Genomic DNA, 14388 nt, shown 5'->3' with positions numbered 1-14388 from the left:
GCGGTGCTGATGGCCGTGCATCAACGTGCACAACAGCATGAACAGGCGCGAGAAGCACCGACAGGAGGAAGTCATGATGAGATGGTCGTACTGTTGGATGGAGCGGGCGCGCCGCGGGTATCACGGCCACTTGCCATCAACCTGTACCGCATCACCGTAGGCGCTATTCCGCGCTGACCGACTCTCGCTTTCCACCACCGGTCGTGGGCCCAAGCCGTTCGGTCGGATCGCGCCCCAGCTTCGGCTTCAGCTGCGCTAGTTCAATAAAGTCGTCCGCCTGCCGCCGAAGCTCGTCTGCGATCATCGGCGGCTGGATCGCAATGGTGGAGATGACGGTGACACTGACGCCGCGGCGCTGCACCGCTTCAACCAACGAACGGAAGTCGCCGTCACCGGAGAATAGGACCATCTGATCGATATGCTCCGCGAGTTCCATGGCATCGACTGCAAGCTCGATGTTCATGTTGCCCTTCACCTTACGCCGGCCGCTGGGATCGAGAAATTCCTTGGTTGCCTTGGTGACGACGGTGTAGCCGTTATAGTCCAGCCAATCGATGAGCGGCCGGATCGACGAATACTCCTGATCCTCAGCAATCGTCGTGTAATAGAACGCCCGCAGCAGCGAGCCCCGCCTCCGATACTCCTCGAGCAGGCGCTTGTAGTCGATCTCGAAGCCAAGCGCCTTGGAGGTCGCGTGGAGGTTCGGACCGTCGATAAAGAGGGCAAGCTTTTCGAGTCGGGACATTACTGCTCCAACCTCCAAAACGGATGCGCGAGGCCGCGCAGGCTATCGACTGTCCACCTGCGAGGAACGCTGGAGGGCTGGCAGCCAAGGGATGCCTTCCAATGACTTGGAACGAGCTTTATGTCAAACTCATGCACCGCGGCTCTCCTGTTTCATCCACTTCATGTCATCTGTTCAAGGATCCAGCGGAGGCCTTTTCGAAGTTTTGTTGCTTGCCCGCACTGGGCTCACGTGCGAGATCCAGCTTGTCAAGGTGATTGGTCGAAACGCTGAGGGCGGGCGCAGAACTGCAATCCGCGCTGCGGTTTGTACGAAGGCCGCTGAGCGTAAGGATAAGCGGAATGGAAATCGCCACCGCAATCAGACCGTATTCGATGGAGGTCGCCCCAGTTCTGGCCGACCAAAACCGCAGAAAAGCAGATGATCTCATGACAATGTCATTTGTGGCGGCGCCCCGCTTGGAATTCTAGCCCAGCAATTCCGTTCACTCAGCACTTTTCGCTAGGTCACGTGAGGTTACCTCAGATTGCTTCACAACATGCGCTTTGAGGCGCACAATCTCCCTCGTGCCGTACCACTATTCACACTGTTCGCCTGTCGTCCCGCGATGATCTACAGCGGTTCGTATTTCCGTCTTCGTGGCTCGGCAAAGGATACCTTGATTCCCTTTGGCTGCGCTCCGACGAACTCAGTACGCAACGCACGAGTACCTTGATTTTTACCCGAGCGTCTCATTCGCGCCCTTCGCCCGATGATTGCCCACCCCGATTAGGCTTTGGCATCATGACCGAGCCTATGATCCAGCTCCAAGTGCCGCCGTTGCAAACTGGCGCAGCAATTCGGGCGTCAGACGTCGCGCAAGCGGCTGCTGCCCTAGAAGAAACTAAGCTCCTTGAGCCTAAATCATCCGAGCAGGCCTCGCTCAGACCCTGACTGCTCGAGCAAAGAACCCACTCGTCTCAAGACAATGAACCGAAGAGGCATAAGCGCTCGAGACGAGCTTATAGCAACAGCATGCCTTCTGCTCGAGGGACTTGCGATCGTCAATCTGCAAAACGCCGCGCATCTTGCGGATCAGCCCGTATCCTTCGAATCGAACGAGCGTCTCCGTAACCGCGGCAAGGCGCAATCCTAAGCCGTCGGAAAGACAATCATGGCTAATCGGCAGCATAGGGGCGTCAACAGCATCGCTTGCCAAACAGAGCCAGGAGGCGAGCCGCTGTTCGCGATCGTGCCGAACTCCGCACAATGCCGACTGAACGCACTGAAAGGTCAGCGCTTGGCTGTAACCAACGAGATGTTCTCGGATCTCAGGGCGTTCCTTTACTACTCGACGCAAATCCGCGACACGGATCCGGTGCGCGCTTCCGGCAAAGAGCACGACCGATTGATGCGCCGAAAGCCGCCCTCCTCGCAAGAACTCCGCGCCGACCACGCCCCGATGTCCTACGACTGCCATTTCTAGCATGCTTCCCGCCGTGACAATTCTCAGCGAAGCGAGACCCGACTCTATGAAGTAGGCGTGCTCGACACGCTTATACGGCTCATGCAGAGCCGTACCTTTTTTCAGGGTGATCGGTTCAAGGATCTCCCCTACTGCCGCAAGATCTTGCAAAGAAAGCCGCGTTAGAATCGCATTTTTGATCAAGGGCCGCTCCTTGGGCGCACCAAGAGAGGCCGAAGCATGGGCTGCGTGCTGAACGCCCGCTTGTGAGCTACACTTTTGGAGCAGTCCAGCGCGTCGACAACGGCGGGCACGTGGTCGGCCATGGTCCCTCTTCCTAGCGTGCTTTTTGTGCTCCCCGCGGTAAGCGGCCCCACCCCGCCCCTAGGGAGACAAGGGCGGAGCCTGCCCCCCTTGCTCTGAAGCGGTAAGCACACGCTGTGCCATAGACTCACGGGAGTTCTGGTCTTCCCCGCGCTTTACGACGTCGAAGATAATTTCAGATAGTCACACAATCAGGTCTTTGAGACGCGAATTCTCTTACATGCAACGTTCCAGCTCGCACTGCTCGTCTGTCACCGCCGATGCTTCATGGAGAACTTGCCGTCATCGTTCAGTCATATTCGTGTAGACCGCACGCAGTTGAGAATGCTCCGACAAATGCCGTACGTGAGGTACAAACAATCCAGGTCCTCGACAAGGTGTGTCATCTCAGGCTCAGATTTGATCGTTTCGTACGAACGCAAAAAGGGATCTCAGGACAGTTTCCTTTGGGTATGTACGAAGTAGAATATCGCTTCGTCCAAGACCTGCGTTGCGGCGGCTCTATCAGCAGCGACAGTTCGCTGAAGATAGAGCCGCCGGCGGCCGCGAAAGGTTGAATCACGCCAAACTCTGCGCGAGTCCCTTGCGTTCGCCACGACAAACCACGAACAGGCGGATCACCTGCTGGCGGACCTCGAAAAGGCTGTTGACGCTCCCTGTAGTCGCCTGCATGAGCTGAGGACTTTCGCAGCACCTAAGGTGGCGACCTTGGTGCAATGGCAGCGCCGAAAGCCGCCGTCGCATGCTTCAAGCACCTCGCGTCTGCCGTCCGCTTCCAACCAACAGCTCAAGCGAGGGGCGGACGATCCTCGCCCAACTTCGATACAAGTACAGAACTGCGCTAGCCCTGCCGTGAACCTTGGCTGCGACCAGCGATACACCATGTTCCAAGCTACGATGAACGGCAAATAGCTGAGGTCGGCTGTCCGCGGTTAAGGTCTATTTCAGTTCGTTCGCCTCGCGCCGTGTCCGCTTGATGACACAGTGACTGGAACTAGACGCAGAGCGCGCACGAATCCTCCTAACGCAGCTCGTGCCACGCGATCTCGCCCCGTGCAAACACAGCTGGCGGACCATGTTTGATGGCACGTCGATTGCTGGTGAAGTGGTAAGGGATCCGCGGCCTCGAGCGCGCCAAGTCAGGAATTGGCGGCGTGGGCTGAAGTGGCCTGCCGCCAAGTGTGAAAAATCGCCAGTTTGAGATGACATGACAAGACATGCGCTGACGTCAACCCTCGCAGTCATAGTCCAGCTGAGTTGGATGGATCTCGCCGCCGCATATGGTCTCATTGGCCGCTTCAGCCTCAATACAACGCCGAGGCCACATCTTGACCAGCTTTCCCGGCCCTCAAGACCCATTTCTTTGGCCCGATCCGTTCGGGATGTGGCTTGGAGAGGAGACCGCCTGCAATCCGATCACGCTCGATATCAACGCAATCGACGATCTTCTCCGGCTGGAATCAATCCGGCGGGCTCCGCCATGCGTGCGCAATCCGCATCAACCACGCTGCTGCGCCGCTGGTCGTCTCAAGACACCGAGGACAAATATGAACACGCCGCCAGAGATGATCGCGCCAGAAACCGAAGTTTCGGCAGCGGCGAGGGATAATCTTTCGCCACTTCTGGCCGATATTCGCGCGCGTCGGAACGAATTCGCCCGCGCGCAGAAGCTTCCAGACGACATCATCGACGCTTTCAAGCGCGCTGGCGTCTACCGGGCGATGGCCGCCAAGCGCTTCGGCGGCGAGGAGCGAACGCCGGCCGACTTTTGTCGCCTGATCGAGCGCATTTCCGAAGCGGACGGATCGGCAGGTTGGGTCGCCAGCTTCGGTGATGGCGCTTGCTACCTCTCCGCTCTTCCAGACGACACGCTTTGCGAAGTATACGCAAATGGACCTGACGTGGTGTACGCAGGTGCGGTTTTCCCGCTCCAGACCGCTAAACGAAGCGCCGACGGGTTTGTCGTGAACGGCGTGTGGCCATTTGCCAGCGGCTCACCGGGGGCGGAGCTGATAGGCGTTGGGATCACTGTGGAGGATGATCCAACAGGTGGTCTCGCACGTGTAGCCGTGATGCCGGCCGAGAAGGTGACAATCCGTCCCAATTGGGACGTTATCGGCCTGCAAGGCACCGGCAGCCATGACGTCGTTGTCGACGATGTTATTGTGCCGGAGAAATGGACTCTGATCCGCGGCGGTCGGCCGACACTCGACGGGCCGATCTACCGTTATCCGTCAGTGGCCTTCGCTGCGCAGGCGCATGCGATTGTCGGCATCGGTATTGCGCGCTCCGCGCTAGACGAGGTGATCGCCATGGCCCGAAGCCGCGCCTCGATTACTGGAGCGCCCGTGATGGCAGAGCGCGGCTACATCCAACTGGAGATGGCCAGAGCCGAAGCCATGCTGCGTTCCGCCCGCGCTTTCTTCTATGATGCAACCGAGGAGCTATGGAAGGAAGCGTTGAAGGGCGCGGTCCAGCCGAACACGACGACGCTGATGCGGCTCGCCGCGACCAACGCCGCTCGGCAGAGCGCTGAGGTCTGCAAGATCGCGAGCGGTCTCGCCGGAACTGGATCGCTCTATACGACGAGCAACCTGGCGCGCGCGATGTGCGACAGTTTCGTGGTTGCCCAGCACGCCGCTTTAAACGAAGGCACGCTTCAGAGCGCCGGCCGCCTCCTGCTCGGAAGTTCCGCACCGCCGGGCTTTCCATGAAGTCGTTCATCCACGGGCAACTCCGCACGGCCCGCAGCAACGAATCGTCGGACCCGCGTCATGATGCGGGAACGCACAGGATCGATCCCGCGCGCTTGGCCCAAGTCTAGCCGCCTTTGCACTTGGCCCCTGCTATACAGATCGAAGTGGATCAGAACGCCCATGCGAGCGAGTAGATACCAAATCGAAGACACTTGAACAGGCTACGGAAACAGTCCGCGTGTCTCCTTTGCACCGCGTACCCGCTCCACACCAATGGCCATAGCGGCAGTGCGATTGGAAACCCCGTCCCGCTCACTTCGCGATAATACCCGATCAAACGCCCGGTCCAGTATCTGATACTCCCGACGCATGACCTCGTCCTCCTCCCAGAACAATTGCTGAAGGTCTTGCACCCATTCAAAATAACTAACCACGACACCTCCTGCGTTGCACAGAATGTCCGGGATCACGAAGATCTCTTTCTGGCGCTTTTCGAGAACTCTATCGGCTTCTGGCGTGGTCGGACCATTGGCTCCCTCAGCTAGTATTCGGCAACGCAGGTTGCCTGCCAATTTGTCGTTGATCACCCGTTCCACCGCGGCCGGAACAAGTATGTCGCAATGCAATGCGAGCATCTCCATCGAATCGAAAGCGAGCTCACTGGAATAACCGTTCAAGCTGCCGTGCCAGGCGGCATGCCTGACCAGCTCGGGAATATCGAGACCCGAGCGCCGGTAGAGCGCGCCGGTGTGATCGCTTACCGCGATCACTTTGACTCCCATATTATGCAGCTCGAGTGCAGCGATCGAGCCGACGTTTCCGAATCCCTGTACAACCGCAGTTGCGCCATCGAGACGGATGTTGCGCTCATCTGCAGCACGACGGGCCAGATGGGCAACGCCTCTGCCTGTGGCTTCCCGACGCCCCAGGGTTCCGCCGGCGCTGACAGGCTTTCCCGTCACGATTTCCGTAACCGTTCGTCCCTGATACATGGAGTACGTATCCATGAACCAGGCCATGATCTGCTCGTTGGTTCCCATATCTGGCGCCATCACGTCTGTGTGGGGCCCGACGAACGGGATCATCTCCTGCATATATCGACGAGAAAGCGCCTCGAGTTCGCGCCTGGACAAGCTCGCTGGATCGATGTTGATTCCTCCCTTTGCGCCGCCATACGGCAGTCCGACCAATGCGCACTTCCAGCTCATCCAGATTGCCAGTGCCGCGACTTCGCCGAGATCAACGCTCGCTGCGAACCGTGTGCCCCCCTTCGTGGGGCCAAGCGTCAGGTGATGCTGCACGCGATAGCCTTCGAACACGGCGGTCGTGCCGTCATCGCGATGAATCGGACAAGAGACCGTGACCGCGCGCTTCGGCATCAGGATCCTGGCTCTCGCGTCCCGCGGTATGGATAGATAGTCTGCGATGACCTCGAATTGCTTTACGGCCATGTCAAAGACTGGCCCACGGTATGCCGTCACGTTCGCTTCCCTGGTTGGCGGTTAGTTGCTGGATCAAGTGGTGGATTCGGTATTGTCGCTTTGTAATATTTCATCCGGTCCGCGACAGACCCGCTGTCTGTGACACAACAATTGTTGGCCCGGGCTCGGACGGCCCATCTGTTGCTCCACATTGCGTTCTCGATGGAAATCCTTGGCCGCAGGATTCGCCGCGCGGGATGGGGACAGACCGGGCGCCCTACATCGACAGGCAACAATTTGCCGACCGAAAGCAGGTTCCGCCAAACGCTGCATCGTTATGTGCACTATCGATAGTCGGTGATATGGACTTCCGGCGCCCCCAGCAGTGACGGAGCGCTTCACCGTATCTCGCGACGAATGATTCCGCACTCGTGGACTTCGCCCATTTGTCCGTTACGTACAAAGTTTGCGCGCAAGCCACGTATCGTCTGTCAATGTGGCCATGCAAGCGACGCACTGGAGCGAATTCGCACGAAGCGGACCTCACTCATCCGATCGACAGCGCCCCGTGAGCCAGGAACGCGTACTTACTGAAATGGAGAAATCGGAAAACAAGCCGAACACCGCTATGCGATCGGCGCGTCTCGTTCACGACCAAGCCAGGGTGTGGCGATATTGCGCCAGGAACATCCTTGTGATCCGCATCAGAATCAAATCATGGTAGATCATCACGATCTGACATGACCGATTCAACCACAGTCCAGTCGCGTAGCGCCGACGGCATCACGGCGCCTCTGCGGCATGCGACTTTCCGCCGTATTTGGCTTGCGAGCCTCCTGTCCAATATCGGCAGCTTGATTCAAGGTGTCGGTGCAGCCTGGGCAATGACGCAGATGACGTCCTCGGCTGACAAAGTCGCGCTGGTGCAGACCGCGCTGTTGCTGCCAGTGATGCTGATTTCGATGCCAGCCGGCGCAATCGCCGATATGTACGATCGCCGTATCGTGGCGCTGGTTTCGCTTGGCATTGCGCTCGCCGGCGCAACCGGCCTGACGGTCGTCGCCTGGCTTGGCTTGGCCACACCGGACGTCTTGCTCGTACTGTGCTTCGTGGTCGGCAGCGGCATGGCGCTTATGGGACCGGCGTGGCAATCGTCCGTAAGCGAACAAGTGCCGTTGGAAGCGCAGCTGCCTGCGGCCGTTGCGCTCAATGGCATCAGCTACAATATCGCACGGAGCGTCGGCCCGGCGATCGGCGGCGTGGTGGTAGCTAGCGCCGGTGCAGTGGCCGCATTCGCGCTCAACACGCTGCTCTATCTGCCGCTGATGGCCGCGTTGTTCCTTTGGAAGCGCGTCAGCGCCCCCTCACGCCTGCCGCCTGAAAGATTGAACCGCGCAATGGTATCTGGCGTGCGCTACATCAGCAATTCGCCATCGATCAAGATCGTATTGCTTCGCACCCTTGTAACGGGCGTCGGGAGCGGCGCGATTACCGCGCTGATGCCTCTGGTGGTGCGGGATGTGTTGCATGGCGACGCCCAGACCTACGGCATCATGCTCGGCGCCTTCGGCCTGGGTGCCGTGGTCGGCGCGCTGAACATCGCCGAGATCCGCAAACGAATGAGCGGCGAGGCCGCGATTCGCGCCTGCGCGTTGTCCATGGGCGCGGCGATGGCCGCGGTCGCGCTCAGCCGCCAACCGGTGTTGACCGCGGCGGCACTGGTCCTGGCTGGAGCCGTGTGGATGATGACATGGGCGGTGTTCAACATCGGGGTGCAGCTGTCGGCGCCGCGCTGGGTGACCGGACGCTCGCTTGCAGCCTATCAAGCGGCGAGCTCAGGTGGGATCGCCGTCGGCAGCTGGGGTTGGGGCCATCTGACCGACGCGGCCGGCGTTGAAACCGCGCTGCTGGCGTCGGCCGCCTTGATGCTCGCCTCACCAATCATCGGCCGTTGGCTACCCATGCCCCGTGTCGGCGCGCGCGGCGAAGAGCCTGAGCCGCTCGCCGATCCCGAAATACGGCTCGCCTTGACCGGACGCAGCGGGCCGCTCGTCGTCGAGATCGAATACCGAATTGCACAAGAGAATGCCCGCGCGTTTCACAACGTCATGCAGGACGTGCAATTGTCCCGCCAGCGCAACGGCGCCTATGGCTGGTCGATCGCGCGCGACATCGCCGATCCCGAATTGTGGACCGAACGCTATCACTTTCCGACCTGGTTCGACTACTTGCGCTGGCGCAACCGCCCGACCCAGTCGGAACGCGCCCTGGAGCGGCGGGCCATTCACTTCCACATTGGTCCTGCGCCGGTACGTGTCCGCCGCATGCTGGAGAGGCCATTCGGCTCGGTACGCTGGAAGGATGACACGCCCGAGGGCGCGAGCGCGGAAATGCGGCCGGAGATGGCAAGCGTGGCAAACGCACGTAGCCGGCCACTTCGGCCGACCAAGTAACCCGGTTTGTCGGAAGCCCGGAACCTTCGCGGACGGATGTGCTCGAATATGCAGTGGGTCGCGTTTCGGGCAGGCGCTACGACTAGTTCAAAGTGCGAGCAGCCCGCCAGCGAATCCGATCTCCTGACTAGGGCCAGCCTCACCGGCCGTGTCACTCGAGCACTGATGCATTCCTGACGGGCTTCGAACTCCATCCGCTCTTGTTACGCCGCGGTTCAACGAGTTACGGCGCAATAACGCTGCAAAGATGCACCGTCACGCAGAGAAAGCAGGAATGGTGCAACCAGAATCGCCAAGAATTCAGCTTAGCGAACTGCAACTCTGTGCCTCCTTATAGGTCCAATCGAGGGTGATTCATGCGCAATCATGACCTTGTCTCCGGTAGTCTTCTCGCGCTGACCGCAACCAGCTTCGCACTCCTCTGCTCAAGCCTGCTCGTCTTTGCTTTCATTTGAAACGGGCACCGGTTGCCTTGTCGCCTTGTGAAGGCTGGCCTCGCTATCAAGTATCCAGAGTTCGACGATCTCTAAGGACCGACAAGATTCTGACCTAGTCGCGGCTCGGCTAAGGCCGAGAGCATCGCGATGCCCTCGTGCCAGCAGCTGGGACAGCGAAAACAACTCTGCGCCCCTCTCATGTCCGCCTCCATCGATATCGGTGACACATGTTGATTGTTTTCAAATGGCGGACGATGTGAACGCTCGCCTCATCTCTCTCCCGTCCGGACCGCTTACCTCTCGCGTACGCGTTCCTGACGCGGCGGGCTCTGTACGTTGCGGACTGAGCTATTACTTTCCTGGCTGCACGTTTCCGCTAGTGTTCGTCCAAGGCAGCCCGTGCGTTGAACGTGCGGCGGGCGATATGAGATGGACAACGCGTTGCGAGAATGAGACGGGACGATTTGTACGTTAACGTTGCTCGTTGATCTAGCTCTACCCTTGCGCACGCGCCCCGGCTCATCACTCTGCTGGAACGGCATCAGAAAATGTCGTTGTACTGCTTTCGGGCGATGAGCTGCCTGCCGATCGTTCACCGAACTTTTATATGGTTCGGCGTGACTGTTTCTCCACCGGCTCAAGGTGGGCTGCTGCTCCATCGTGGCCGTGCACTCGAAGGGGGTTCGATGCGCGACCGTGACTTTATCTCGGCTGCTTTTAGGCGCTGGCCGTCGCCGGGATCGCTTTGCTTTGCTCGACTTACTCGCCGCTGTATTTACCTTGTGAGGACCATCCATGACATCACTCAAGCTGATCGGCTTTGCGTTTGGAGCACTGATTGCGCTGTCCACCGCGGCACTGGCAGAGGACATCACCATCGCCGTCGCTGGACCGATAACTGGGGGCGAGTCCGCCTTTGGGCGGCAGATGAAGAACGGCGCCGAGATGGCGGTGGAGCAGATCAACGCGTCCGGCGGCGCACTCGGCAAGAGGCTCGCCCTCGACATTGAGGACGATGCCTGCGATCCCAAGCAGGCGCGATCGGTCGCGGAGAAGATCGCTGCTGCCAAGATCCCATTCGTTGCCGGGCATTTTTGCTCTTCGTCGTCGATCCCGGCTTCGGAAGCCTATGCGGACGGCAACGTACTGCAGATCACGCCCGCCTCGACCAACCCCCTGTTCACCGAGCGCAAGCTATGGAACGTGGCGCGCGTCTGCGGCCGCGACGACCAGCAGGGCCAGGTTGCTGCCGATTATATCGTCAAGCATTTCAAGGGCAAGAACATCGGCATTCTCAACGACAAGACCACCTATGGCAAGGGGCTTGCCGACGAAACGAAGAGGGCCCTCAACAAGGCCGGCGTCATCGAGAAGATTTACGAGTCCTATAACAAGGGCGACAAGGATTTTAATGCGATTGTCTCGCGCCTAAAGCGGGACAATATCGACCTCGTCTATGTCGGCGGCTATCATCAGGAAGCAGGTCTCATCCTGCGCCAGATGCGTGATCAGGGCCTGAAGACCGTACTGATGTCGGGTGACGCCCTGGCTGACAAGGAATTTGCCTCTATCACCGGCGCAGCTGGAGCGGGCACGCTCTTCACTTTCGGGCCAGACCCACGCAAGAAGCCGACGGCGGCTGCCATCGTCAGTAAGTTCAGAGCCAGGAATATCGATCCCGAAGGGTACACCCTTTACACTTACGCTGCGGTGCAGGTCTGGACTCAGGCCGCAATCAAAGCCGGCACCACGGATCCGAGGAAGGTGATGGACGTGATCAAGGCGGGCTCCTGGGACACGGTGATCGGCAAGCTGGAATACGATGCCAAGGGTGACATCAAGCAGCTCGACTATGTCGTTTACAGGTGGGATGACAAGGGCGGCTACAGCGAGACCAACCCGAGCGCGTTTTGACGCATCTTAGGCCGACGCATCAAAGCTGGCGTGTCTCCCGGAGCGATGATCAATGCCGATCGATCGATTACTCCAGGGCAGTAAGCTACGGCCGGAAGAAATTGAATGTCTGAGCTTGGCCTATGCACGGACACTGCATTCGCTTTGCTTGGTTGATCGTGACGACCCTATCGCCGAAATCGTCGCAAAGAAGGTTATCGAGATCGGCGCAAGCGGGGTTAGCGATCCAGCCGAGATATCAAAGCTCGCGGTGGAGCAGCTTGGTATCCGTAAATCACCATCGGCATAAAGCGAGCACCGCATGCAAACGTTGATCGTTGACCTTTACCCGATCGATGCACAGCGCGCTATCCGGGTTCAACGCGTTCCACCGGGTTGGCGGCAATGGAGCTTGTTAGACATGTCTAACGTAGATCTATGAGCGGTCGACAAAAGGAATCGGCTGATCGAGGGCCTGCAGACCTACATTTTTCCGTGCGATACGTATCACTCATGTCCATCGATCCAGGAAGCGGTTCGACCGGAAATTACGCGGCCCCGCCCCATGAAGAACAAGGGCGGGGCCGCTCCCCTCCCCCCGGGGACGCCGCGCTGCGGATCACAATGGCTATTGTCTAACGTCCATCATCTGCGGATTGATATTCGGCATACGGCCGATCGCGTCAGCCGGATTGCGACCTTCGGCCCTCTGTATTTTCGGTGACATTGCGCAAGACGAGTTCAGAAAGCTGCACGACCAGCTGTTTGAGACGTGCTATCTCCTCTCTGCAGAGCACCAATTCACGCTCTTCATCTGTCGTAGTCGACAATTCATGGCGGCTCCCGACCGCATGATTCATTTGACCCTCTATCCGACCAAATAACCGCGAACGACAGCTCAAGCACATCCTGTTGCCCGTAATTGTACCGGCACATCGGCCTTTCTAGGCCACTAAACACTGTACGCAGCGGTCCAACTGTCTCGCTAGCCGTGGTAATGTGTTATCTGCGCTACAGATCGGGCCGTTCCGTACACAAACTCCCTGGCATGAGGGCCGAGACGTCGAGCTTTGTCCTCTTGCAGCCGGATCGAATAATCACTTCGGGTTTCCATTGCCAGCCTGATTTGTACGTCACGTCGACAATGAGGCGCATCGACCCGCACTCGTTCTAGCTACGCTGACGAGGCGAACGCCGTTCCTGCTGAGAAGGCTGCCGGTCGTGTTTCGGCGGCTTCAGATCCGACCGCCCATTCGGTGGCGTCCTTTCGACCCGCATTCATGATCGACAGAAAATTACGTGCGCCTTTTGCGTAGCCCGATGAGCTGCCCGGCACCGGAATTGCCTTTCTTGGGTACCGTCAAGGCGCGATGCGGAAGGCGTCAGTGTCGAGCCGACGTTGGCTGCACGCTCGTAAGCCTTGACGCTCGGTTGGAGAGTACTGCAGCCCGGCGCTCACGCGATCGCGCGCCATGCTTCGTCGTTCTGCAGAAGTAAGCGGTTTATCGTCGAGCTTTAAGGGACAACCAGAAGGCCGTCGTCCGAACGTTTGTGGCTATCCATTATCTCCCCAGACATCGCGCACAACTCGAATAGGAGAGTAGAAGAAACGTTGAACATCAAGGGGAACCGTGCAGAATGGCCGCGGCCATGGCTGGTGGGGATAGGTGTCGATATCGGCGTACCCCGGCGATAGAACGGGGTTTGCTTGCCGCACCAAATGCTCATTGCGCGTCTGCGGAGCGTCACGGGCTTGTCCAAGCAAGACCAAGCTAAGCTCGAAAGCATGCCTCACACCATCAAACGGTTTGCTCCTGGCGAGTGCCTGGCGCGCCAGGGGGATCGGCCTGTGAGCTGTGCAGTCGTGATGGGCGGCTTTCTGTCTCACCAAAGGGTGACATCGGATCGAAATCAGATAACGTCCTTCTATGTACCTGGGGACATCCCCGACCTGCACACCCTTCACTTTCCGGAAATGGATCGCGATCTCTGCAGTATCGGCAGGAGCATCGTTGCCCTTGTGCCCCACTCCTACCTCAGGGATATCCTCGCAAAGTCCGCTGCGCTCACCCATGCGTTTTGGCGGGAGACGTTGATTCATATGGCGATCTACCGCGAATGGATCGAAAATCTTGGCTCCCGGGAAGCACTGCCCCGGCTTGCTCATCTTCTTTGCGAGATCGCCGCGCGGCTTGAGCTCGTCGGGCTTCTGGACAATGGTCGCTTCCATGTTCCATTCACACAGCAAGACATCGCCGATGCATGCGGCCTTTCGACGGTACACGTGAATCGGACAATCCAGGAGCTTAGGCGCAGGAAGCTCATTGAATGGAACGGACATGCTGTTGATCTTCTTCAGCGAGATCGGCTCGAATTGCTTGCAGAATTCCGTCCCTCCTATCTGATGCGCTGAATTGTTTCGGCCGTTGCTGCCTGCGCAGCTTTGTCTAGACATCTCAGGCGGCGCTCGCCATTCGACAGGCAATACCGAATGCCGGTTGTAGTTTGGCTTTGAAGCGAATGCGCTGCTCGTGAGCAAAATCCAGGGCAATTCGCCCACCCGGCCAGCGCCCCGCCGCGATCTCGCCGAGTGAATGGGTGTTGCCGATCGGATTTCGCGGAACGCCAGCAAGCTCCAGAAATCTGCATCGTCAATCGCCGAGGAGCTCGCGGGCCACAGAGCGATTTCCCTGCTGCCAGCACAGCTCTGGCCCTTGGCTGAGATGCGCGCGCCAAATGAGCTGCGCCCCGCGACGCCGACCGGGTCATTCGGGGCTAACAGGACGCTCAAATGGTGCGCTGAAGATTCTCGGCCGCCAATCAGAGAACACGTCAGACTCTGTAAAGGCCAACAGGCATGAGATCGCATGGAAAACATGACGCGCAACGCGCCTCGATGGCGGCGCGGTGCAAGACTATCAAAAAAGCGAACGCAACAAGCACGTCTGCCCTCCTCGGACCACTTAGCTGCTTGT

General features: G+C 58.9%; 10 protein-coding genes. 6 read left to right on the top strand and 4 right to left on the bottom strand.

The window, feature by feature from the left end:
- Nucleotides 1-163: 163 nt before the first annotated feature.
- Both ACVMIH_RS39070 and ACVMIH_RS39065 read right to left on the bottom strand, forming a co-directional pair.
- A complete protein-coding gene (locus ACVMIH_RS39070; protein ID WP_456827126.1) occupies nt 164-745 on the bottom strand; it encodes a LabA-like NYN domain-containing protein in 582 nt (193 codons plus the stop codon).
- A 166-nt stretch (nt 746-911) separates the two neighbouring features.
- On the bottom strand, nt 912-1109 hold the full coding sequence (locus tag ACVMIH_RS39065; protein WP_456828424.1) for a Flp family type IVb pilin: 198 nt from the start codon (nt 1107-1109) through the stop codon (nt 912-914).
- Between ACVMIH_RS39065 and ACVMIH_RS39060 the strand changes: the two genes are divergently transcribed.
- Entirely contained in the window at nt 1087-1215 is a 129-nt protein-coding gene (locus ACVMIH_RS39060) for a hypothetical protein (RefSeq protein ID WP_456828510.1), read from the top strand. The genes ACVMIH_RS39065 and ACVMIH_RS39060 overlap by 23 nt on opposite strands.
- Nucleotides 1216-1667: 452 nt before the next feature.
- Here ACVMIH_RS39060 and ACVMIH_RS39055 read toward each other — a convergent pair whose 3' ends face one another.
- Complete coding sequence (locus tag ACVMIH_RS39055) at nt 1668-2393, bottom strand: Crp/Fnr family transcriptional regulator (protein WP_456827125.1); 726 nt, start codon at nt 2391-2393, stop codon at nt 1668-1670.
- A gap of 1448 nt (nt 2394-3841) precedes the next feature.
- Between ACVMIH_RS39055 and ACVMIH_RS39050 the strand changes: the two genes are divergently transcribed.
- The gene (locus ACVMIH_RS39050) at nt 3842-5227 is read left to right on the top strand and encodes an acyl-CoA dehydrogenase family protein (RefSeq protein WP_456827124.1); all 1386 of its coding nucleotides are present in this window, start codon (nt 3842-3844) and stop codon (nt 5225-5227) included.
- A gap of 203 nt (nt 5228-5430) precedes the next feature.
- Here ACVMIH_RS39050 and ACVMIH_RS39045 read toward each other — a convergent pair whose 3' ends face one another.
- Nucleotides 5431-6690: a Glu/Leu/Phe/Val family dehydrogenase gene (locus ACVMIH_RS39045; RefSeq protein WP_456827123.1), complete on the bottom strand. Its 1260-nt coding sequence runs from the start codon at nt 6688-6690 to the stop codon at nt 5431-5433.
- Nucleotides 6691-7370: 680 nt separating this feature from the next.
- On the opposite strand from ACVMIH_RS39045, the gene ACVMIH_RS39040 reads away from it, so the two are divergent.
- From ACVMIH_RS39040 to ACVMIH_RS39025, 4 genes are all read left to right on the top strand, one after another.
- Complete coding sequence (locus ACVMIH_RS39040) at nt 7371-9083, top strand: MFS transporter (protein WP_456827122.1); 1713 nt, start codon at nt 7371-7373, stop codon at nt 9081-9083.
- Between the two features lie 1232 nt (nt 9084-10315).
- Nucleotides 10316-11434, top strand: coding sequence for a branched-chain amino acid ABC transporter substrate-binding protein (locus tag ACVMIH_RS39035; RefSeq protein ID WP_456865907.1), 1119 nt, complete (start codon nt 10316-10318; stop codon nt 11432-11434).
- Nucleotides 11435-11486: 52 nt separating this feature from the next.
- On the top strand, nt 11487-11723 hold the full coding sequence (locus ACVMIH_RS39030; RefSeq protein WP_456865904.1) for a hypothetical protein: 237 nt from the start codon (nt 11487-11489) through the stop codon (nt 11721-11723).
- A 1443-nt stretch (nt 11724-13166) separates the two neighbouring features.
- A complete protein-coding gene (locus ACVMIH_RS39025) occupies nt 13167-13826 on the top strand; it encodes a Crp/Fnr family transcriptional regulator (protein WP_456865901.1) in 660 nt (219 codons plus the stop codon).
- The last annotated feature ends 562 nt before the right edge of the window (nt 13827-14388 follow it).

This window comes from Bradyrhizobium sp. USDA 4503 (assembly GCF_054055815.1).
This window is presented reverse-complemented; position numbering and strand designations above follow the sequence as displayed.